Here is a 20,254-nt window from a genome sequence, read left to right as displayed (position 1 = left end):
TGTTCATTATAGTCATTATGGTTTAAAAGTAACAGCCGGCTGATGAAGTGTATGTTTGTTTTTTTCAGCCTTCATTAAATATAATGTCAGGCCAAAGCCTGCTATGCTCAGAATGCCAAAAAGCAAGTAGACTGCGAAGATCGACACGTAGTCAAAAATGTACCCGCCTGCAAATGTGCAGAACCAGTTGCCGAACCCGTTGCCAATGGCGGCGTACATGGTCAGCGCCGTCGCTTCAACGTGTCTTGGGGTAATCTTTTTCACATATTGAAGCGCCGCCGGGATAAATAAACCGATGGCCACTCCCTGAAGAAAGACCGTCGCATAAATGATCCATAGTGAAGGCGCCGTGAAATAGAGCGCCCACCTGAATAATGAGACTCCGCCTGACAGCATAATGACGTTGAGCAGCCCCATTTTATCTATAAATGTTTGGGCGAATCTCATAAATGGAATTTCTGAAATGACACCGATGAAAAATAAAATGCCGATAGCGGAAAGTGACGCGCCGCTTTTGTCCAGAAAAAGACTGAAATACGTATTGTTCGCTAAGTTTGGAGCAAATGTCGTAAAGGTGATGATCATAAAGATGAGGAAAGTTTTGTTGCTGATAAGCTCCCGGAATCCTTTGCGGATATTGACCTTTGTTGTTTTCTGCTGGCCGGGCATTTGTGAAGCCAATATGGCAGCAATGCACAGAAAGGCACAGCCAAAGATAAAGATCACGTGAATGGGGTACAGCTGGTTCGTCACCTGTCCCATGGCAAACACCGCGACACCGAAGCCGAGAGAACCAAACAGGCGGATTCCGCCGTAGTTGCCGTTTGTTTCTTGTGTGTACCTTAGTGAAATGCTGTCCGAAAGTGGAATAATCGTGCTTTGAAAGGCTGCAAAACAGGCCGCAATCAAAATAAACAGAGGGAAACTGTCAAATGCAATATAGGCTAATCCAATGATGCCTGTGATTGATGTGCAAACCGCCAGCAGGCCTTTCGTTTTTTGCGTATAGTCGCTCAGCATGCCCCAAAACGGCTGAAAGAAAATCATCACAATCGGGCCCAGTGACATGATCAAGCCGACCTGTGATCCGCTTAAATGCTGTTCCTTCGTTAAATACATACTGAGTAAGGGAATTATGCTGCCCGTACCGAGAAAAGCAAACAAATAAAATCCTTTTAACGCGGCATAATGCCGCCTCACCTGCAAGTTGTGCATCAGGGTGCCTCCTTTGGTATCCACAAATACATTATATTGGAATTCGCCAGCTTTTCAATAAGGGGAAGCACATAAAAAAAACTGCCCTCGAGAGGACAGTTTTTTACATAAATGAAAGCAAAAACGGCGCCGCGCAAAGCGTCATAATCGCAGCTAAGATCATCGACACGCTGGAAATCGTGCCGGACACAGAGCTGAGCTCAAATGCCTTTGACGTTCCCGCTCCGTGCGCGCTTGTGCCAAGCAGCACGCCCCGCGCAATTTCGTTATCAATGCGGAAATAACGGATGACCATCGGGCCGATCACTGTGCCGAGCAAAGCGGTTAAAATCACAAACACGGCTGTGACGGCAGGCATACCGCCGATCATTTCAGATACGTTCATCGCGATCGGCGTTGTCACTGATCTTGGGACGAGGCTGTCAATTAAGCCGGTGCCGAGGTGAAGCCATTTCGCAATAAGAGCGGTAGAAATAATCGCGATGCATGAACCGACGGCCACATTCAAAATAATTTCCACTGCGTATTTCTTTAAAACAGGGAAATATTTATATAACGGGATCGCGAATGCCACGGTGGCCGGCTGTAGCATATCGGTCAGCAATCCGCCGCCGAGATTATAGGACTCGTACGGGACATTCACCAGCAGCAGCAGACCGACTAATACAGCGGGCGTCACCAATAGCGGCGAAGTATAAACACGCGGAAAGCGTTGATATACCTTTTTTGCTCCTAAATACACCAAAACCGTTAAAAACAAACTTACAATTCCGATGAACACGTATGCTTTTTCTCCTTTCTCTTTGCGATGAGTTGTGTAAGCGTTCCTGTAGACACCATCACGACAAACGTGCTGATGATGACAACAAGCAGAATGCTGACACCAAATTTCGACATAATGTCTCCGTATTCAATCACTCCGACGGCAGACGGGATAAAAAATAAAAGCAGCTCCCCGAGAAGCCACGCTGCACCAAGCTCGATCCATTCAAGCTTGATAATGTTAAAGTGCAATAATGTGAAAAGAATCACAATCCCTATTATACTGCCGGGAATATTTATATGAAGAAGGGCTGTCACCCAATTAATCAGCCGAGCAAATATAAATAACAGAGCGATTTGAATAACGGTTAGCAACAGTTTTTTCATATTGATGCCTCCCTTATATACTTATTGTACATAAGGTCTCTCTATAGGTAAAATATATATTAAGAATAAGAAGTATTCCTTTTGTCTATAGAAAGGGTGAAGCGCATGGATATCCGCCATTTAACATATTTCTTGGAAGTCGCCCGTTTAAAAAGTTTTACGAAGGCTTCCCAATCCCTTTATGTTTCTCAGCCGACGATATCAAAAATGATCAAAAATTTAGAAGAAGAGCTCGGAATTGAACTGTTTTACCGAAACGGCAGGCAGGTGGAACTGACTGATGCCGGTCATAGCATGTATGTGCAGGCGCAGGAAATCATTAAATCATTTCAAAACCTGACGTCAGAATTAAATGATATTATGGAAGTCAAGAAAGGGCACGTACGGATTGGACTGCCGCCGATGATCGGATCGGGGTTTTTCCCCAGAGTGCTCGGCGATTTCCGTGAAAACTATCCGAATGTCACCTTTCAGCTAGTCGAAGACGGTTCTATAAAAGTCCAAGAAGGTGTCGGGGACGGCTCTCTTGATATCGGCGTTGTGGTCCTTCCCGCAAACGAAGATATCTTTCATTCGTTTACAATCGTAAAAGAAACCTTAATGCTTGTCGTTCACCCTTCCCACCGGCTGGCTGATGAGAAAGAATGTCAGCTGCGTGAGTTGAAGGACGAGCCTTTTATTTTCTTCAGAGAGGATTTTGTCCTGCACAACCGAATTATGACGGAATGTATCAAGGCTGGGTTCCGGCCCCATATCATTTATGAAACATCACAATGGGATTTTATTAGTGAGATGGTATCCGCCAACCTTGGGATCGGGCTTTTGCCGGAACGGATCTGCCGCGGCCTTGACCCGGAAAAAGTGAAAGTCATTCCGCTTGTCGATCCGGTCATCCCTTGGCACCTCGCCATTATTTGGAGAAAGGACAGGTACTTGTCGTTTGCCGCCAGAGCTTGGCTCGAACATACGAAATCGTATTTATGGGACCCGAAAAAAGATAGTAAAGGATGATGCAAATATGGATGCACAATCAGCAGCAAAATGTCTTACGGCTGTCCGCCGGCATAGCCCACTGGTGCATAGCATAACCAACAATGTCGTAACGAATTTCACAGCAAACGGCCTGCTCGCGCTCGGCGCATCGCCCGTTATGGCGTACGCAAAAGAAGAGGTCGCCGATATGGCGAAAATTGCGGGTGCACTCGTTTTAAATATCGGAACACTGAGCAAGGAGTCAGTCGAAGCGATGATCATCGCGGGAAAATCAGCTAATGAACATGGCGTTCCCGTCATTCTTGATCCTGTCGGTGCCGGAGCAACACCGTTCCGCACTGAATCGGCACGTGACATCATTCGTGAGGTGCGCCTTGCTGCAATCAGAGGAAATGCGGCGGAAATTGCCCATACCGTCGGCGTGACCGATTGGCTGATCAAAGGTGTTGATGCGGGTGAAGGTGGAGGCGACATCATCCGGCTGGCTCAGCAGGCGGCACAAAAGCTAAACACGGTCATTGCGATAACTGGTGAAGTTGATGTCATAGCCGACACGTCACATGTATACACCCTTCATAACGGCCACAAGCTGCTGACAAAAGTGACAGGCGCCGGTTGCCTGCTGACTTCCGTCGTCGGTGCGTTTTGCGCTGTGGAAGAAAATCCATTGTTTGCTGCTATTGCGGCCATTTCTTCGTATGGGGTCGCCGCTCAGCTTGCCGCACAGCAGACGGCTGACAAAGGCCCTGGAAGCTTTCAGATTGAATTGCTGAACAAGCTTTCAACTGTTACTGAACAAGACGTCCAAGAATGGGCGACTATAGAAAGGGTGACTGTCTCATGACTCGTATTTCTCGGGAAATGATGAAAGAGTTATTATCTGTATACTTCATTATGGGGTCAAACAATACGAAAGCCGATCCTGTTACAGTTGTACAAAAAGCGTTAAAAGGCGGTGCCACCCTGTACCAGTTCCGTGAAAAAGGCGGGGATGCGCTGACAGGAGAGGCTCGGATTAAATTTGCTGAAAAAGCGCAGGCAGCTTGCCGTGAAGCTGGTGTTCCGTTCATTGTCAATGATGATGTGGAATTGGCTCTGAATCTGAAAGCTGATGGTATCCACATCGGCCAGGAAGACGCAAATGCGAAAGAGGTAAGAGCTGCCATAGGTGATATGATTCTCGGCGTTTCTGCCCATACGATGTCTGAGGTGAAGCAAGCCGAAGAAGACGGAGCGGATTATGTCGGGCTTGGGCCGATCTATCCGACTGAAACGAAAAAAGATACGAGAGCGGTACAGGGTGTATCTCTTATCGAAGCAGTGCGCCGCCAAGGCATCAGCATTCCAATTGTCGGCATCGGCGGAATCACAATAGATAATGCCGCACCTGTTATCCAAGCGGGGGCCGATGGCGTCAGTATGATCAGCGCCATCAGTCAGGCGGAGGATCCTGAGAGTGCTGCACGCAAGTTTCGTGAGGAAATTCAAACGTATAAAACAGGAAGATAATCGTTCATTTTCCTTCAAAGGGCTGTTCTGTAAAAGGACAGCTTTTTTGCTGTCCATCAAGGTTTTCAGACCTTCAAATTTTAATTGACAAAGGACAGGAACTGGCTATGATTATGTTATACAATGATAATCATTTTCAATTATAGGAGGAACATGATGGCTCGGGGGCTGGCACTTATTCTATTCAGCTTGTTGATGGTTTTCGGTTCTGCGGCACATGCGGAAGATGATCCGATCGCCGCATTAATTCAATTAAACAAGCAAATGATCAAATCCGTAAAAGACGGGGATATGGATTCGGCACAACAAACGTTTGACACCTTCAAGGCGAAGTGGAAAAAAGAAGAACCTTCTATTAAGAAAGAAAACCTTTCTTCTCACAGTGAAATGGACGCGAATATCGCGATGATTTCTCTTTCTTTTATCAATCAAGACGCACGTAAGCTCAAAACACAGCTTGAAGAGCTTGCGTCTCATTTAGAAACCTATCAGCAGGCTGTCGTGCTGAAAAAGACATCCTCAGGTCAATCAAGGGCGTCCTTAACAGCCTATATACAAAGCTTGAAAGACACAAAACAGTTCATAGAAAAAAAACAATTGGATGAAGCGTCATCCGCAATCGACAATTTAGTTACATCCTGGCTCGCTGTTGAGGGAGATGTCGTGTCCCAATCGAAAGAAGCCTATACGACATCGGAGGAAAATCTGGCGCTGATGAAGGCGGAGATCGGCAGCCATCCTGAAAAGGTATCAAAGCAAATTGACGAAATGATTCAATTGCTCGAGCCGATCGCTTCAAGCAGCTACAGCTGGTGGGATGCGGCGCTGATCCCGGTTCGTGAAGGAATGGAGGCCCTCCTTGTCATCGGAGCGCTATTAACCATGACAAAAAAAGCGCGGGTTACGCGTTCCTCGACATGGATCTGGGGCGGGGCGTCCGCCGGCATGGCTGTTTCCTTAGCAGCCGGCATCGGTGTCACGGTTCTGTTCTCCTCCAGTGTATTCGGAGAAAACAATTTCTTGCTTGGCGGCGTTACCGGCGTACTGTCCGCTGTCATGCTTTTGTATGTCGGGGTGTGGCTGCACAGAAACGCCTCAATGGATAAATGGAGAGAAAAAATCAATATCCAGAAGTCACAGGCACTAAAAAAACGAAGCCTGCTTTCCTTTGCGCTCATTGCATTTCTGGCAGTTGTAAGAGAAGGTCTCGAAACGGTCATCTTTTTCATCGGGCTTGTCGGGAAGCTCCCGCTCACTGAACTGATCGGCGGAACTGCCGCAGGGCTTATCGTTCTCGTCATCGTCGGTGTTCTGATGATCAAGCTCGGAATGCGCATTCCATTGAAGCCGTTTTTTCTTCTATCAATGGCGGTTGTCCTGTATATGTGCGTGAAATTTCTCGGAACCGGCGTTCACAGCCTTCAACTGGCGGGCATTCTTCCGTCTGATGCAGAAAGCTGGCTGCCGTCTGTATCGGTGCTAGGAATTTATCCGTCTGTGTACAGCACGATTCCGCAAATGTTGATTTTACTCTTTTTACTGATTGCGCTTGTTTCAGAAGCGGCAAAACATTTTACAAACGGAAAGGAACTGACAAAATGAATTTCACAAAAATCGCTGTATCAGCCGGATGCATCCTTGCGCTGTGCGCAGGCTGCGGAGCCAATGACACATCTTCAACCAAAGAAAAAGCTTCATCTGAAAAAAGCGGGGTCACTAAAGAAATCACCGCATCCGTAAATAAAATGGAAACCATCATTTCTAAGCTGAATGACTCAGTGGAAAAAGGAGACCAAAAAGAGATTGAAAAGAAGGGGAAAGAGTTAAACAGCTACTGGCTTTCCTTTGAAAACGATATTCGCAGCGACTATCCATTCGAATATACAGAAATCGAAAAGCATCTTCAGCCAATCTACACAGAAGCGCAAAAAGACAAACCGGATGCAGGAAAAATCAAGACAGAATCCGAGTCATTGAAAGCATCCTTAGAAGACCTGACAGAAGCGAAGAAGAGCGGCAAAAAGGCTAGCGATCAGCTGGCAAAAGCAGCGGATGAGTATAAAGGCTATGTCAAAGAGCAGAGTGACCAGCTTGTCAAAGCGACTGAAGCATTTACGGGTGCTGTGAAATCCGGCGATATCGAAAAGTCCAAAACGTTATATGCGAAAGCGCGTGTTTATTACGAGCGAATCGAACCGATCGCTGAAAGCCTCGGAGATCTTGATCCGAAAATTGACGCACGAGAAAACGATGTTGAAGAAGGAGACAAATGGACAGGCTTCCATAAGCTTGAGAAGGCCATTTGGAAGGATCAAGATATTTCCGGGGAAAAGGCAACAGCTGACCAGCTTCTCAAGGATGTAAAAGAGCTTGACGGTTCAATTCAATCACTGAAATTAACACCTGAACAAATTGTTGCAGGCGCGATGGAGCTTCTGAACGAAGCCGGAATTTCGAAAATCACGGGAGAAGAAGAGCGCTACTCACGAATTGATTTAGTTGACCTTATGGCAAATGTGGAAGGCTCCGAAGCCGTTTATCAAACAGTGAAAAGCGCGCTTGTAAAAGATCACTCCGACTTGACGGAAAAACTGGATACGGAGTTCAGCGAATTTGAAGTTTTAATGGCAAAATACAAAACAAATGATCAGTCCTATACGTCTTATGATAAATTAAGTGAAAAGCAAATCAGAGAGCTGAGCACTAAGCTGACGACTCTTTCTGAAACCATGTCGAAGATTGCGAATGTGCTATAAAAGGAGTTTTGTAACATCATGAGCGATGAACAGAAAAAGCCAGAACAAATTCACAGACGGGACATTTTAAAATGGGGAGCGATGGCGGGGGCAGCCGTTGCGATCGGTGCCAGCGGTCTCGGCGGTCTCGCTCCGCTTGTTCAGACTGCGGCTAAGCCATCAAAAAAGGATGAAAAAGAGGAGGAGCAGATTGTTCCGTTTTACGGAAAGCATCAGGCCGGAATCACAACTGCCCATCAGACGTATGTCTATTTTGCTGCACTGGATGTAACAGCAAAAGACAAAAGCGACATCATTATGTTATTTAGAAACTGGACAAGTCTCACACAGATGCTGACGTCTGGCAAGAAAATGTCAGCGGAGCAGAGAAATCAGTATCTGCCGCCGCAGGATACAGGTGAGTCTGCTGATTTATCCCCTTCCAACTTAACGGTCACATTCGGATTCGGGCCTGGCTTTTTTGAAAAAGACGGAAAGGACCGCTTCGGACTGAAAAGCAAAAAACCGAAGCACCTAGCCGCTCTTCCAGCGATGCCCAATGACAACCTGGATGAAAAGCAGGGAGGCGGGGACATCTGCATTCAAGTGTGTGCAGACGACGAGCAAGTGGCGTTTCACGCGCTGCGTAACCTGCTAAATCAAGCGGTCGGCACTTGTGAGGTCCGTTTTGTGAACAAAGGCTTTTTAAGCGGTGGAAAAAATGGTGAAACACCGCGCAACCTCTTCGGGTTTAAAGATGGAACAGGCAACCAGAGCACGAAGGATGACACGTTGATGAACTCGATCGTGTGGATTCAGTCTGGTGAGCCTGACTGGATGACGGGCGGCACCTATATGGCTTTTCGGAAAATCAAAATGTTCCTTGAGATATGGGACCGCTCTTCCCTCAAGGACCAAGAGGATACCTTCGGCCGCAGAAAAAGCTCGGGGGCGCCTTTTGGGCAGAAAAAGGAAACAGATCCCGTGAAGCTGAATCAAATTCCGTCTAATTCACACGTCAGTCTAGCGAAATCTACGGGAAAACAAATTTTGAGAAGAGCTTTCTCTTACACAGAAGGACTTGATCCGAAAACCGGCTATATGGATGCAGGTCTCCTGTTTATCAGTTTTCAAAAAAATCCCGACAATCAGTTTATCCCGATGCTGAAGGCTCTTTCAGCAAAGGATGCGTTAAACGAATATACACAAACAATCGGTTCTGCTTTATATGCATGCCCAGGCGGCTGCAAAAAAGGAGAATATATTGCCCAGCGTTTGCTGGAATCATAAAAGAAGCCTTTACAGGCTTCTTTCAGCGTGTCGACAAACCCTCGCATTCGTTGTCAAGCCTGTGCGTTGGTGCTCACGAATTAGAGCATTCGCTCCGCTCCAATGCTCGGCTTTCCTAGACTTCAAGGGTTTTCAATCACGCTGAAAGGATGACAAAATCCTAAAACTTTTTAGGATTTTGTCATCAATCTGAAAGAAGCCTAAATCGGCTTCTTTATTTAAAAAACAGTTGTAACTTTAATTGTTACAGTTTAAAATCAATTTAGTATGAAAGGAGATTATCATGACAGTACACATTAAAGTTTATTCAGATTACGTCTGTCCATTTTGTTTTGTTGGAAAAGCCGCTTTTGAAGAAGCGATAAAAGGAAAGGATGTTGAAGTCGAGTGGATGCCGTTTGAACTGCGCCCAAGTCCATCTCCTCAGCTTGATCCGGTCAATGATCTTTCCAAACAGTACATGTGGCAGACATCAATTCAGCCAATGGCGGAGAAATTAGGAGTCGAGATCAATTTTCCAAACGTCTCGCCTCATCCGTATACAGACCTCGCGTTTGAAGGCTTCCATTTTGCGAAGGAATACAATAAAGGACATGAATACAACACCCGTGTCTTTCAGGCGTTTTTCCAGGAGGGCCAAAATATTGGCGATATTGACATCTTGACGAAGCTCGCCGAGGAAGTGGGATTAGACGGTGCATCATTCAAATCAGCACTGGAAACAAGAACATATCAGGACGTGCAGCGCCAAGCCTTGAAGCACGCTTATGAAGAGGCTGACATCACAGCCGTTCCAACCTTTATTATTGGCGACACTGTAATTCCAGGTGCTGCCGGCAAGGATGTATTTGAAAAAGCGATTTCTGACGAACAAAAGAAAAGACAAGGAAGAAGCTCTCTATAAAGAGAGCTTTTTTTACTCCTGTTCCATATGGACGCCAGTATGCGCCTTCACCTGAATTTCTGCAAACGTATCTTCATCAATTGTTTTATCAGATGACAGCACCGTTCCGAGCCACGCGCCGAGAAAGCCGAGCGGGATGGAAATAATTCCTGGATTAGACAGCGGAATGAGCGGATCACCGGTAAAAATAGCACCTCCGGCCGGGTCCCACACACTAGGGCTCATCGATACCAGCACAAGCGCGCTGATCAGGCCTGTCAGGCTGCCCCATAAAGCGCCTGAGGCATTGAATCGTTTCCAGAAGACTGTAAACACAATCAGCGGAAGGTTTGCGCTGGCGGCTACCGCAAACGCGAGTGCAACAAGGAACGCCACATTTAAGGATTGTGCAAAAATCGCAAGGAGAATCGAGAGTACTGACACGGCGACAGAAGCCCATCTGGCCGCTTTCATTTGTTCTTTTTCAGTTGCTTCTCCCTTTCTGATAATCTGGCTGTAAATATCATGGGCAAATGCTGAGGCGGCAGACAGCACCAACCCTGTCACGACAGCCAAAATGGTGGCAAAGGCGATGGCTGATACAAACGCGAACAGAAAGTCTCCTCCGAGCGCTTTTGCTAAAAGCGGAGCCGCCATATTTCCCGCTTGATCAGCCGCCGTAATCGCGTCAAAACCGACAAATGCCGCGGCACCAAAGCCGAGAAACACCGTCATAATGTAAAACACACCGATAATCCATGTCGCTGACACAACGGATGTACGGGCCGTCTTGGCATCCTTAACGGTATAAAACCGGATCAATATATGCGGAAGCCCGGCGGTTCCCAGCACGAGTGCCAAGTTTAACGACAAGGTCTCAAGCGGCACCTTGTATTTATTTCCGGGATTCAAAAAATCAGCGCCAAGCGGAGTAGCCGTTTTCATCTGTTCAAACATGGTATTAAGGCTAAAGCCGAATTTCGAAAACACGATAATCGAAATCACGAGTGTACCGGCCATCAGCAAAACGGCTTTAATAATTTGAACCCAGCTTGTCGCGATCATGCCGCCAAACACGACATAAATGGTCATCAGCACTCCGACGATGAGGACAGCCGCGGTATAATCCAGCCCTAGAAGCAGTTTGATCAGCGCTCCCGCCCCCACGAGCTGGGCGATCATATAAAAAGTAGAGATGGCAATGGTATTGAGAGCCGCGACACCGCGGATTTTCTTTTCTTTAAAGCGAGCGGCAATCATGTCTGCCATCGTGTACTTTCCAAGATTCCGAAGCGGCTCCGCCACGATGTACAAGACAACGAGATAAGCCACCAGAAAACCGATGCTGTAAAAGAAGCCATCAAATCCATATAACGCAATCATTCCGGCAATCCCGAGAAACGAGGCGGCAGACATGTAGTCACCGGCAATTGCCAGTCCATTCTGAACGCCGGTGAGCCCGCCGCCCGCCGTATAAAACTCACTCGTCGTTTTCGTCCGCTTCGCGGCAAAATACGTGATAATAAGCGTCAGGCCAACAATCGCCAAAAACAATAAAAAAGCAGTCATATTCATGTCTGTTCACCCTTCAGATCCTCTTTTAAAGCGCTTACATACCGATCGAAATGAGCGGCTCTCCGGGAATACACAGTACTCAGTATCCAGGTCATAGCGAATTGGGCGATGGCGAACAGCCAAGCCCATGAAACAGCTCCAATGGCCGGTGCATTCAAAAAGGTGAAATAAGATGTCAAAACAGGGAGTGAAAAATAAAAGACAAAAAAGAAAATCGCAGAAGGAACAATAAAAGCGCGTTTCTGCTTTAAAAAAGCTTGAAAAGACGGCGTTGCAGCAATCTGTTTATAATCAGCTTTGTACATGGCTTTCCTCCTTTTATTCGCTAAACGTAAGCAAAAAGGTACACCAATAGGTATGTACTGAAAGTCCGATTTATGCGTTGAACAATATCTGGAGGATGAAAAAAGAAGGAGGTCGTGAAGAGGTGAACACAGTGGTCTAAAGACAGGCGAAGGTTTTCAAGCTCGGCCGTGTATAAACGAGTTTGCTTTCAAAACCTCACCGAATGCAGCTTGTTCTCAGCAAAGCTGCTGTTTACCAGAGCACGGTTATCATGTTCGCATCACCTCTTTATGACAATGCATGTGCCAAGAGGTGATCGCATCACCGGCTGTCTGTCGTAGTTAGCTGACACACCGTTTGTCCTCAAGCTCAGCGCAGCGATTTGCTTTTGAATAGAGGATATGGTGAAAACTCAGATCAGGTGATAGAAAAGCCAGAGGTAAATAGATCCGCCTGTTCGGACTAGTCTTGCCGGACGGTTTTTTTGTGGTTTTTCTTTCTCGATGCTGTCTCAGATTCTAAAAACTGCCTCACATCATGAATGCCTAATCCAATGGATCTAGCTTCTTGAATTAACATATGCCAACCTTTGTCCAAATCTTTTTTAACATGAGTTTTCATAGTAACCTCCAATTGTATAAAATGTTTTCCTGCAACATGCGGGCAATAAAAGACAAGCCAGCGCGATGATGAGGCGAGTACAACAAATTTCACACATAGTTGCTCGGTGTTCACAAACTGAAGGAAAAACCACCTACCTATTCCCTAAAAAAATGACTAATATAACCAATGGACCTTATTTATAATAATAAACAATTAAATACTGACTGGATAGTATGTAAATGAAAATAAATCATTTAGCCTATTAAAAATGACCCCTGGGAAACCGAATAGCATAACCGTTCAAAGAAATAAATACCGCTAAAGATTGATCCGGTGTAAGATAAGGGTAATCATTACCGCCAGGAGAAAAATATGAAAAAAAACAAATTTCAAATTAAAAGAGAAGCAACATTTGAAAGTTTTATAGACGCTGGCGTGAATTTGTTGATTGACCGAGCGTATGATCCGGTTTCTGTAGAAGATATCAGCAGAGCCGCCGGGTACAGCAAAGGAGCATTTTATGTTCATTTTGTCAGCAAGGACGATTTTCTGCTGTACCTTCTCGAAAAACGTCAGATGAAAAAAAAGATCATTATAGGGTATCTTGATCAAATGGAGCGGGAGTCAGTGAAATCGCTGACATTGGACGAGGCTGCAAAACACGCTGCAGAACTGCTTTATTCCTATTACATAAATAAGCCGTCGTGGGACATCACCTCGTTTGCCATGAACATGCCGACATATAAAGTCTTAAAGAATTGCAAGGCCTATGTCCGGCTGTACGAATTGTGGGTGGAAGAAAATGTGTTATATATTAAGTGGCTGAAGGAGAGAAAGCTGATTGACGCCTGTATTGATCCTGAATATACGGCTAAAATAATATGTGCAGTCCTCGACGGAATCATCAAACAATCATATGTATTGGGCCAGCCAGCCACCTTCCGCAGCTTTTTAGACGCACTCTCAGTATTTTTTACTTTAGACAGAGAGCACGAGACGCCAAGAATTTTGAAAAGTTTTTCAGAAAGCGAGGAACATCAGTGAAGTATAGAGAAATAATTATGTATATCATTATGGGGGTTTTCACAACCATTGTGAATATCGCCAGCTTTTATATATTGGTAGAGATCATGAATGTGGATTACAAAGCCGCCACTGTTGCCGCTTGGATTTTGTCCGTGCTGTTTGCTTACATAACAAATAAATTATATGTGTTTCAGCAAAAAACACATGATCTGCAGAGCCTGCTGAAAGAGCTCACTGCTTTTTTCAGCGTTCGGGTCCTGTCTCTCGGCATAGATTTAGGCATGATGATCATTCTTGTCGGCCAGTTTAATACAAATGAAACCTTGGCCAAAATACTCGACAACGCGGTCATTGTTGTCGTCAACTATGTTGCGAGCAAATGGCTCGTCTTTAAAAAAACAAAAGAAGAAGGGGTATGAGAGGACTGCAGCATATGATCTGCCGTTTTCTATGAAGAAATAAGGGGAATAAAAAATAAAAACCAGAAAGGTGATTGCACATGCGGGAAGAGCTAAAGGGGATATTTGCAAGTGTATTCGGAGAAAAAGAGGGGTTACGGTTTTTTTTCGCACCTGGAAGAGTGAATCTGATTGGAGAACATACAGACTATAACGGCGGGCATGTCTTTCCGTGCGCGCTGACAATGGGTACATATGCTGCTGTTGCAGAAAGAAACGACGGGCTTGTCCGGATGTATTCAGATAACTTTAGAAACGCAGGCATCAAGGAATGCAGCCTTGACGACATTCGCTATCAAAAAGAAGACGACTGGGCGAACTACCCAAAAGGCGTGATTTATGAATTTCAACAGAGGGGATATGCAGTTCCCCATGGCTTTGACATTGTATTTTCAGGGAATATTCCAAACGGGGCGGGGCTGTCGTCTTCCGCTTCTATTGAATTGCTGATGGGGGTCGTGCTCCAAAGCTATTTTCATCCTGAAGTAGATGCGCTTGAGCTTGTGAAAATGGCGCAGCATGCGGAAAACCATTTTATCGGCGTCAATTGCGGAATTATGGACCAATTTGCAATTGGAATGGGGAAAAAACATCATGCGATGCTGCTGAACTGCGACACGCTTGACTATGAATATAGCAAACTCAATGTCTCAGGCCTCGCGCTGGTCATCGCGAACACGAACAAAAAAAGGACATTGGCTGACTCCAGCTATAATACGAGACGCCAAGAATGCAATGATGCATTGCTTGATTTGAAAAAAGGCCTCGATATTGCCGCACTGGGCGACATCAAGCCTTCTGATTTCGATGCGCATTCCAGCCTGATCCAAAATGAAACGAACAGACGCCGGGCAAAGCACGCTGTATACGAAAATCATCGTGCTATTAAGACGGCCCATATGTTCAAAGAGAACAATATAGATGAAATCGGGCAGTTAATGAAGGAATCCCACCTTTCATTGAAGGATGACTATGAAGTAACATGCCCTGAACTTGATGAGCTTGTGTTTGCGGCATGGGATCACGAAGGTGTAATTGGATCAAGAATGACGGGAGCAGGCTTTGGCGGCTGCACCATCAGCATTGTAAAAGATGAGTTCGTTGATGATTTTATTCAGAAGGTTGGAGACAGATATCAAGAAAAAACAGGGCTCCGAGCGGACTTTTATGTCGCGGATATCGGAGAGGGAGCGAGAGAACTAAAGGGGGAGTGACATATGAGTATTATTGAACATCTGGAACAGCTGCTTGAGTATGGCCTGGAACGAAAATTGATTTCGATCTGGGATCGGGAATATACGAGAAACCGTCTTTATGAAGCGCTGGGCATCACACATCCCGAGCCGATCTCCAGCACCAACATCAAGCAGTCACAAAGCCTGCCGGACTTGCTCGCTCCCATCTATAAATGGGCTGCGGAAACCGGCCGAATGGAAGCGGATACAGATACGTACCGTGACCTGCTCAGCGCAAAGCTGATGGGCTGTTTTGTGCCTGCCCCGTCCGAGGTCATTCGCAAATTTGAAGAGACAAAAGCATTATACGGCCCAAAACAGGCGACAAAGGAATTCTATCAATATTCAGAGGATGTCTATTATATACGGACTGACAGAATTGCCAAAAATGTTCATTGGACGGTGCCGACCGAATATGGCGAGCTGGAAATGACCATTAACCTATCAAAGCCTGAAAAGGACCCGAAAGCGATTGCGGCTGCAAAAGAGCAGGAACAGACAAATTATCCGATGTGTTTGCTGTGTAAAGAAAATGTCGGCTTCGAGGGAAGCGTGAATCATCCAGCCCGGCAAAATCACAGAATCATTCCGGTCATCCTTGAGGACGAACAATGGTTCCTGCAATTCTCGCCATATGTCTATTATCCGGAGCACTGCATTGTCTTAAAAGGTGAACATGAACCGATGGAGATCAGCAAAAAAACATTTGGAAGGCTGCTGGCATTTCTTGGCCAATATCCGCATTATTTTATCGGTTCAAACGCGGATCTGCCGATTGTCGGCGGCAGCATCCTAAGCCATGATCATTTCCAAGGCGGCGCGCATGATTTTCCAATGGCACGTGCAGAAGCGGAAGACGTTTATGAATTAAATGATTATCCCGGCGTGTCGCTGGGCTTAGTGAAGTGGCCGATGTCTGTGCTCAGGCTCCAAGGAGACGAACCGGGTCATGTCGCCGAAGCTGCTGACCATATCTTCCGCACGTGGCAGACGTATTCCGATGAAAAAGCCGGCATTGCCGCCTATACAGGCGATACGCCCCATAATACGGTCACACCGATTGCGCGGCGCAGGGGAGACTTGTACGAACTCGATATCGTACTGAGGAACAACCGGACGGATGAGGAGCATCCATTAGGAATATTTCATCCTCATCAAGAAGTCCACCATATTAAAAAAGAAAATATCGGCCTGATTGAGGTCATGGGATTGGCGATATTGCCTGGCCGCTTACAGGAGGAAATGAAAGAAACGGCAGCGGCGCTATGCTCTGCTGATCCAAAAACAGCCTTAGAACAAAATCCGCTCACGGCAAAGCATAGTGAATGGGCTCTTCGGATGATGGAAAAAAGAACCATAACAAAAGAGAATGCAGATCTAGTCATAAAAGAAGAGCTGGGACATGTATTCGCTCGCATTCTTGAACACGCCGGTGTATTTAAGCAGACAGCAGTGGGAAAACAGGCCTTCAGAAGGTTCATCGATCAGTTGGGCGCCAAACCAGTCAAAAGCCTCAACCGCTAGGGTTGAGGCTTTTTCGATTTTTATGGCAAAACAAACACCCAAAGCGCTGACGCTTCGGGTGCTGCTGCTTTTATCCTCTTTTTCTGGTTAACAGGCTTACTAGAAAGACAACAATGGCTGCGCCGATTACCGCTGGAATAATGGCAAATCCGGCTAGGTGCGGCCCCCATGTTCCAAGCAGCCCGTGTCCGATCCAGGCGCCTATAAGACCTGCGATCATAGACCCGATAATTCCTCCGGGCATATCTCCTTTTACAAACAGGCTTCCAAGCCATCCGATAATAATAGCGACGATAAGTGAAATAAGAAAACTCATCATGCAACACATCCTATTTTTTATTTATTTGCTTATATCATTCCTCTTTTTTGTATAAGATAAACAACTGGATGCTCTCATAAAAAAATACGGACAATTCAGAGCATATTGGCTCTTCATTGCGCCTTTTCTTTCAATATTTGATGCGTTAAAATGGTAACCGTGTGAAAAGATGCTAGACGAGGAAAAAATAATTCCTATCTAGAAAGTTTAACAAAATGAAATTTTTGATTGACCTAAGTTTTTTATTGTGGTAAACCTTAATTTGTCAGAATTAGTTCTTCATCATCTTTCTTTACTTTATATGCGGAAATAACTAGAAACTTTTCATCTTAAGCGATAGATGTGAATAAAGTTGGAGCAATTTTTGTCGATTTTATGACATTTAAGCGAAAATGGGATGAAGTTTATAAAAAAATAAAGCTAATAAGTGAAGTTTTTGATAGCATAACAAAGTAGAGAAAAGATTTTGAGGAAGTATGCACTTCAGATTTATTACATCAATAGGAAGGATGGTGATCTTCTTGTTCAGAGCATTAAAACCGTTGCTTGTATTAGCGCTGTTAACTGTGGTTTTCGTCCTTGGGGGATGCAGCAATGCTTCAGTACTAGATCCGAAAGGACCTGTAGCTGAACAGCAAAGTGATTTAATCCTGTTATCTATCGGATTTATGCTGTTTATCGTCGGGGTCGTCTTTGTTCTATTTACCATTATTTTAGTAAAATACCGCGACCGTAAAGGCAAAGATAATGGATCTTATAACCCAGAAATTCACGGTAACACGTTTTTAGAAGTAGTCTGGACAGTGATCCCAATTTTAATCGTCATTGCACTTTCTGTGCCAACAGTACAGACGATATATTCGTTAGAAAAAGCTCCTGAAGCAACAAAAGACAAAGAGCCTCTTGTTGTTTATGCTACTTCGGTAGACTGGAAATGGGTATTTAGCTACCCTGAACAGGATATTGAAACGGTCAACTACTTAAACATTCCTGTCGACCGCCCGATCTTGTTCAAAATCTCATCTGCAGATTCAATGGCTTCGCTATGGATTCCTCAGCTTGGAGGGCAAAAATATGCGATGGCAGGAATGCTGATGGATCAATACTTACAGGCTGACAAAGTGGGTACTTACGAAGGCCGCAACGCGAACTTCACAGGTGAACATTTTGCAGACCAAGAGTTTGATGTGAATGCAGTCACAGAAAAAGACTTTAACAGCTGGGTGAAAAAGACTCAGAACGAGGCTCCTAAGCTGACAAAAGAGAAGTATGATGAATTGATGCTTCCTGAAAATGTGGACGAATTAACGTTCTCTTCTACTCACTTGAAATACGTTGATCACGGACAAGACGCTGAGTACGCGATGGAGGCGCGCAAACGCCTTGGCTATCAAGCCGTTTCACCGCACTCTAAAACAGATCCGTTTGAAAACGTAAAGAAAAACGAATTTAAGAAGTCTGATGATACAGAAGAATGATATTGATCAGGAAAGGAGGAAGCCTGCATGAAATTCAAATGGGACGAATTTTTCGTAACTGGTGACCCATTAATTCTGGGCGCACAAGTTTCCATTGCGCTTTCAACCATTGCCATTATTTTTGTTCTGACTTACTTCAAAAAGTGGAAATGGCTGTGGTCTGAATGGATAACTACTGTTGACCATAAAAAACTCGGAATCATGTATATTATATCTGCTGTAATTATGTTATTCCGCGGCGGTGTCGACGGTCTGATGATGCGTGCCCAGCTAGCGCTTCCGAATAACAGTTTTTTAGACTCAAACCACTATAATGAAATTTTTACAACTCACGGTACAATCATGATCATCTTCATGGCGATGCCGTTCTTAATCGGTCTTATCAACGTTGTTGTGCCTCTTCAAATCGGTGCCCGCGACGTTGCGTTCCCTTACTTGAACAACCTGAGCTTCTGGACGTTCTTTGTAGGGGCGATGCTTTTCAATATTTCTTTCGTTATCGGAGGTTCTCCGAACGCAGGCTGGACGAGTTATATGCCGCTTGCAAGTAACGACATGAGCCCTGGGCCGGGTGAGAACTACTACCTCCTCGGACTTCAGATTGCCGGTATCGGTACCCTGATGACAGGGATCAACTTTATGGTAACAATCTTAAAAATGAGAACAAAAGGCATGACATTAATGCGTATGCCGATGTTCACATGGACAACACTGATCACAATGGTTATTATCGTGTTTGCGTTCCCTGTACTTACAGTAGCATTAGCACTTTTATCATTTGATCGTTTGTTCGGCGCTCACTTTTTCACATTGGAAGCAGGCGGTATGCCGATGCTTTGGGCTAACTTGTTCTGGATTTGGGGACATCCTGAAGTATATATCGTTATTCTTCCGGCGTTTGGTATTTTCTCAGAAATCATCTCAAGCTTTGCAAGAAAACAATTGTTTGGTTACAAAGCGATGGTTGGTTCTATTATCGCCATCTCTGTATTGAGTTTCTTAGTTTGGACTCACCACTTCTTCACAATGGGGAACAGTGCGTCCGTTAACTCATTCTTCTCAATTACGACAATGGCAATCTCAATCCCAACCGGGGTTAAAATCTTTAACTGGCTCTTTACAATGTATAAAGGCCGAATCAGCTTTACAACACCTATGCTGTGGGCGCTTGCGTTCATTCCTAACTTCGTTATCGGCGGGGTTACAGGGGTTATGCTTGCGATGGCAGCAGCGGATTATCAATACCATAATACGTACTTCCTTGTATCTCACTTCCACTATGTGCTGATTGCGGGTACTGTATTTGCTTGTTTCGCCGGATTTATTTTCTGGTATCCAAAAATGTTCGGCCACAAGCTGAACGAAAGAATTGGAAAATGGTTCTTCTGGATCTTTATGATCGGGTTCAATATTTGTTTCTTCCCGCAATATTTCTTGGGGCTTCAAGGCATGCCTCGCCGTATTTACACATACGGACCGAATGACGGCTGGACAACATTGAACTTTATCTCAACAGTCGGAGCTTTCATGATGGGTGTAGGATTCTTAATCCTTTGCTATAACATCTACTACAGCTTCCGTTACTCTACTCGTGAAATCAGCGGAGATTCATGGGGTGTGGGACGTACGCTTGATTGGGCGACTTCTTCTGCGATTCCGCCGCATTACAACTTTGCGGTGCTTCCTGAAGTCAAATCTCAAGATGCATTCCTGCATATGAAAGAAGAAAAAACTGAATTATACCCTGAAAGCAAATTCAAGAAAATCCATATGCCAAGCAACTCAGGCAGACCGTTCTTTATGTCTGTTGCCTTCGGTCTTGCAGGCTTTGGACTTGTCTTTGAATGGTACTGGATGGGCGTAGTCGGATTGATCGGAGTCCTGCTCTGCATGGTTCTGCGTTCATTCGAATACGACAACGGCTACTACATTAGTGTTGATGAAATAAAAGAGACGGAAAGAAAGATTTCCGAATAA

20 protein-coding genes are annotated in these 20,254 nt (G+C 45.1%); 13 read left to right on the top strand and 7 right to left on the bottom strand.

Annotation, left to right across the window (positions count from 1 at the left end):
* Positions 1 to 15: 15 nt before the first annotated feature.
* The 3 genes from KXZ66_RS20215 to KXZ66_RS20205 form a co-directional block, all read right to left on the bottom strand.
* On the bottom strand, positions 16 to 1,215 hold the full coding sequence (locus tag KXZ66_RS20215; RefSeq protein ID WP_077670929.1) for an MFS transporter: 1,200 nt from the start codon (positions 1,213 to 1,215) through the stop codon (positions 16 to 18).
* A gap of 103 nt (positions 1,216 to 1,318) precedes the next feature.
* Positions 1,319 to 1,996, bottom strand: a complete 678-nt coding sequence (locus KXZ66_RS20210) for a CidB/LrgB family autolysis modulator (RefSeq protein ID WP_003227371.1) — start codon at positions 1,994 to 1,996, stop codon at positions 1,319 to 1,321.
* Positions 1,978 to 2,364 carry a CidA/LrgA family holin-like protein gene (locus KXZ66_RS20205; RefSeq protein WP_003227375.1) on the bottom strand — a complete coding sequence of 129 codons (387 nt, stop codon included), beginning with the start codon at positions 2,362 to 2,364 and terminating at the stop codon, positions 1,978 to 1,980. The genes KXZ66_RS20210 and KXZ66_RS20205 overlap by 19 nt, the downstream gene beginning before the upstream one ends.
* Before the next feature lie 105 nt (positions 2,365 to 2,469).
* Here KXZ66_RS20205 and KXZ66_RS20200 point away from each other — a divergent pair, with 105 nt between their 5' ends.
* From KXZ66_RS20200 to KXZ66_RS20170, 7 genes are all read left to right on the top strand, one after another.
* Positions 2,470 to 3,375: a cidABC operon transcriptional activator CidR gene (locus KXZ66_RS20200; RefSeq protein ID WP_003227377.1), complete on the top strand. Its 906-nt coding sequence runs from the start codon at positions 2,470 to 2,472 to the stop codon at positions 3,373 to 3,375.
* A 7-nt stretch (positions 3,376 to 3,382) separates the two neighbouring features.
* On the top strand, positions 3,383 to 4,201 hold the full coding sequence (gene thiM, locus KXZ66_RS20195) for a hydroxyethylthiazole kinase (RefSeq protein WP_003244274.1): 819 nt from the start codon (positions 3,383 to 3,385) through the stop codon (positions 4,199 to 4,201).
* Positions 4,198 to 4,866, top strand: a complete 669-nt coding sequence (gene thiE, locus KXZ66_RS20190) for a thiamine phosphate synthase (RefSeq protein WP_003244128.1) — start codon at positions 4,198 to 4,200, stop codon at positions 4,864 to 4,866. The genes thiM and thiE overlap by 4 nt, the downstream gene beginning before the upstream one ends.
* 156 nt (positions 4,867 to 5,022) lie before the next feature.
* Positions 5,023 to 6,468 (top strand): ferrous ion permease EfeU, encoded by a 1,446-nt coding sequence (gene efeU / locus KXZ66_RS20185; protein WP_003243918.1) that lies wholly within the window; start codon positions 5,023 to 5,025, stop codon positions 6,466 to 6,468.
* Positions 6,465 to 7,622, top strand: coding sequence for an iron uptake system protein EfeO (gene efeM / locus KXZ66_RS20180; RefSeq protein WP_003243208.1), 1,158 nt, complete (start codon positions 6,465 to 6,467; stop codon positions 7,620 to 7,622). Before efeU ends, efeM begins: the two co-directional genes overlap by 4 nt.
* Positions 7,623 to 7,640: 18 nt before the next feature.
* On the top strand, positions 7,641 to 8,891 hold the full coding sequence (gene efeB, locus KXZ66_RS20175; RefSeq protein WP_151869980.1) for an iron uptake transporter deferrochelatase/peroxidase subunit: 1,251 nt from the start codon (positions 7,641 to 7,643) through the stop codon (positions 8,889 to 8,891).
* A gap of 283 nt (positions 8,892 to 9,174) precedes the next feature.
* Positions 9,175 to 9,795: a DsbA family oxidoreductase gene (locus KXZ66_RS20170; RefSeq protein WP_151869981.1), complete on the top strand. Its 621-nt coding sequence runs from the start codon at positions 9,175 to 9,177 to the stop codon at positions 9,793 to 9,795.
* Between the two features lie 12 nt (positions 9,796 to 9,807).
* On the opposite strand, the gene KXZ66_RS20165 is transcribed toward KXZ66_RS20170, so the two are convergent.
* From KXZ66_RS20165 to slrA, 3 genes are all read right to left on the bottom strand, one after another.
* The gene (locus tag KXZ66_RS20165; protein WP_003227390.1) at positions 9,808 to 11,349 is read right to left on the bottom strand and encodes a solute symporter family protein; all 1,542 of its coding nucleotides are present in this window, start codon (positions 11,347 to 11,349) and stop codon (positions 9,808 to 9,810) included.
* Entirely contained in the window at positions 11,346 to 11,654 is a 309-nt protein-coding gene (locus KXZ66_RS20160; protein WP_003222190.1) for a DUF485 domain-containing protein, read from the bottom strand. Before KXZ66_RS20160 ends, KXZ66_RS20165 begins: the two co-directional genes overlap by 4 nt.
* 442 nt (positions 11,655 to 12,096) lie before the next feature.
* The gene (slrA, locus tag KXZ66_RS20155) at positions 12,097 to 12,255 is read right to left on the bottom strand and encodes a transcriptional regulator SlrA (protein ID WP_003243648.1); all 159 of its coding nucleotides are present in this window, start codon (positions 12,253 to 12,255) and stop codon (positions 12,097 to 12,099) included.
* Positions 12,256 to 12,609: 354 nt separating this feature from the next.
* Between slrA and slrC the strand changes: the two genes are divergently transcribed.
* From slrC to galT, 4 genes are all read left to right on the top strand, one after another.
* Positions 12,610 to 13,281, top strand: coding sequence for a transcriptional regulator SlrC (slrC, locus tag KXZ66_RS20150; protein WP_151869982.1), 672 nt, complete (start codon positions 12,610 to 12,612; stop codon positions 13,279 to 13,281).
* Between the two features lie 17 nt (positions 13,282 to 13,298).
* Positions 13,299 to 13,682: a GtrA family protein gene (locus tag KXZ66_RS20145; protein ID WP_003227398.1), complete on the top strand. Its 384-nt coding sequence runs from the start codon at positions 13,299 to 13,301 to the stop codon at positions 13,680 to 13,682.
* Positions 13,683 to 13,762: 80 nt separating this feature from the next.
* Positions 13,763 to 14,935 carry a galactokinase gene (locus KXZ66_RS20140; RefSeq protein ID WP_003227400.1) on the top strand — a complete coding sequence of 391 codons (1,173 nt, stop codon included), beginning with the start codon at positions 13,763 to 13,765 and terminating at the stop codon, positions 14,933 to 14,935.
* Between the two features lie 3 nt (positions 14,936 to 14,938).
* Positions 14,939 to 16,480: a UDP-glucose--hexose-1-phosphate uridylyltransferase gene (gene galT, locus KXZ66_RS20135; RefSeq protein WP_070548047.1), complete on the top strand. Its 1,542-nt coding sequence runs from the start codon at positions 14,939 to 14,941 to the stop codon at positions 16,478 to 16,480.
* A gap of 70 nt (positions 16,481 to 16,550) precedes the next feature.
* On the opposite strand, the gene KXZ66_RS20130 is transcribed toward galT, so the two are convergent.
* Positions 16,551 to 16,796, bottom strand: coding sequence for a GlsB/YeaQ/YmgE family stress response membrane protein (locus KXZ66_RS20130; RefSeq protein ID WP_009968363.1), 246 nt, complete (start codon positions 16,794 to 16,796; stop codon positions 16,551 to 16,553).
* Positions 16,797 to 17,311: 515 nt separating this feature from the next.
* Here KXZ66_RS20130 and qoxA point away from each other — a divergent pair.
* On the top strand, positions 17,312 to 18,277 hold the full coding sequence (gene qoxA, locus KXZ66_RS20125; RefSeq protein ID WP_010886637.1) for a cytochrome aa3 quinol oxidase subunit II: 966 nt from the start codon (positions 17,312 to 17,314) through the stop codon (positions 18,275 to 18,277).
* Between the two features lie 27 nt (positions 18,278 to 18,304).
* The gene (gene qoxB, locus KXZ66_RS20120) at positions 18,305 to 20,254 is read left to right on the top strand and encodes a cytochrome aa3 quinol oxidase subunit I (RefSeq protein WP_003227407.1); all 1,950 of its coding nucleotides are present in this window, start codon (positions 18,305 to 18,307) and stop codon (positions 20,252 to 20,254) included.

It is taken from the genome of Bacillus sp. LJBS17 (assembly GCF_019334685.1).
Taxonomy (GTDB): domain Bacteria; phylum Bacillota; class Bacilli; order Bacillales; family Bacillaceae; genus Bacillus; species Bacillus subtilis.
This window is presented reverse-complemented; position numbering and strand designations above follow the sequence as displayed.

What these genes read in the sequence shown, in the direction of transcription:
- efeB (WP_151869980.1), top strand. Translation starts at nt 7,641, where the DNA reads ATGAGCGATGAACAGAAAAAGCCAGAACAAATTCACAGACGGGACATT.
- KXZ66_RS20170 (WP_151869981.1), top strand. Translation starts at nt 9,175, where the DNA reads ATGACAGTACACATTAAAGTTTATTCAGATTACGTCTGTCCATTTTGT.
- qoxB (WP_003227407.1), top strand. Translation starts at nt 18,305, where the DNA reads ATGAAATTCAAATGGGACGAATTTTTCGTAACTGGTGACCCATTAATT.
- KXZ66_RS20140 (WP_003227400.1), top strand. Translation starts at nt 13,763, where the DNA reads ATGCGGGAAGAGCTAAAGGGGATATTTGCAAGTGTATTCGGAGAAAAA.
- KXZ66_RS20160 (WP_003222190.1), bottom strand. Translation starts at nt 11,654, where the DNA reads ATGTACAAAGCTGATTATAAACAGATTGCTGCAACGCCGTCTTTTCAA.
- KXZ66_RS20165 (WP_003227390.1), bottom strand. Translation starts at nt 11,349, where the DNA reads ATGAATATGACTGCTTTTTTATTGTTTTTGGCGATTGTTGGCCTGACG.
- slrC (WP_151869982.1), top strand. Translation starts at nt 12,610, where the DNA reads ATGAAAAAAAACAAATTTCAAATTAAAAGAGAAGCAACATTTGAAAGT.
- KXZ66_RS20200 (WP_003227377.1), top strand. Translation starts at nt 2,470, where the DNA reads ATGGATATCCGCCATTTAACATATTTCTTGGAAGTCGCCCGTTTAAAA.
- KXZ66_RS20145 (WP_003227398.1), top strand. Translation starts at nt 13,299, where the DNA reads ATGTATATCATTATGGGGGTTTTCACAACCATTGTGAATATCGCCAGC.
- galT (WP_070548047.1), top strand. Translation starts at nt 14,939, where the DNA reads ATGAGTATTATTGAACATCTGGAACAGCTGCTTGAGTATGGCCTGGAA.
- thiM (WP_003244274.1), top strand. Translation starts at nt 3,383, where the DNA reads ATGGATGCACAATCAGCAGCAAAATGTCTTACGGCTGTCCGCCGGCAT.
- KXZ66_RS20205 (WP_003227375.1), bottom strand. Translation starts at nt 2,364, where the DNA reads ATGAAAAAACTGTTGCTAACCGTTATTCAAATCGCTCTGTTATTTATA.
- efeM (WP_003243208.1), top strand. Translation starts at nt 6,465, where the DNA reads ATGAATTTCACAAAAATCGCTGTATCAGCCGGATGCATCCTTGCGCTG.
- thiE (WP_003244128.1), top strand. Translation starts at nt 4,198, where the DNA reads ATGACTCGTATTTCTCGGGAAATGATGAAAGAGTTATTATCTGTATAC.
- slrA (WP_003243648.1), bottom strand. Translation starts at nt 12,255, where the DNA reads ATGAAAACTCATGTTAAAAAAGATTTGGACAAAGGTTGGCATATGTTA.
- efeU (WP_003243918.1), top strand. Translation starts at nt 5,023, where the DNA reads ATGGCTCGGGGGCTGGCACTTATTCTATTCAGCTTGTTGATGGTTTTC.
- KXZ66_RS20130 (WP_009968363.1), bottom strand. Translation starts at nt 16,796, where the DNA reads ATGAGTTTTCTTATTTCACTTATCGTCGCTATTATTATCGGATGGCTT.
- KXZ66_RS20215 (WP_077670929.1), bottom strand. Translation starts at nt 1,215, where the DNA reads ATGCACAACTTGCAGGTGAGGCGGCATTATGCCGCGTTAAAAGGATTT.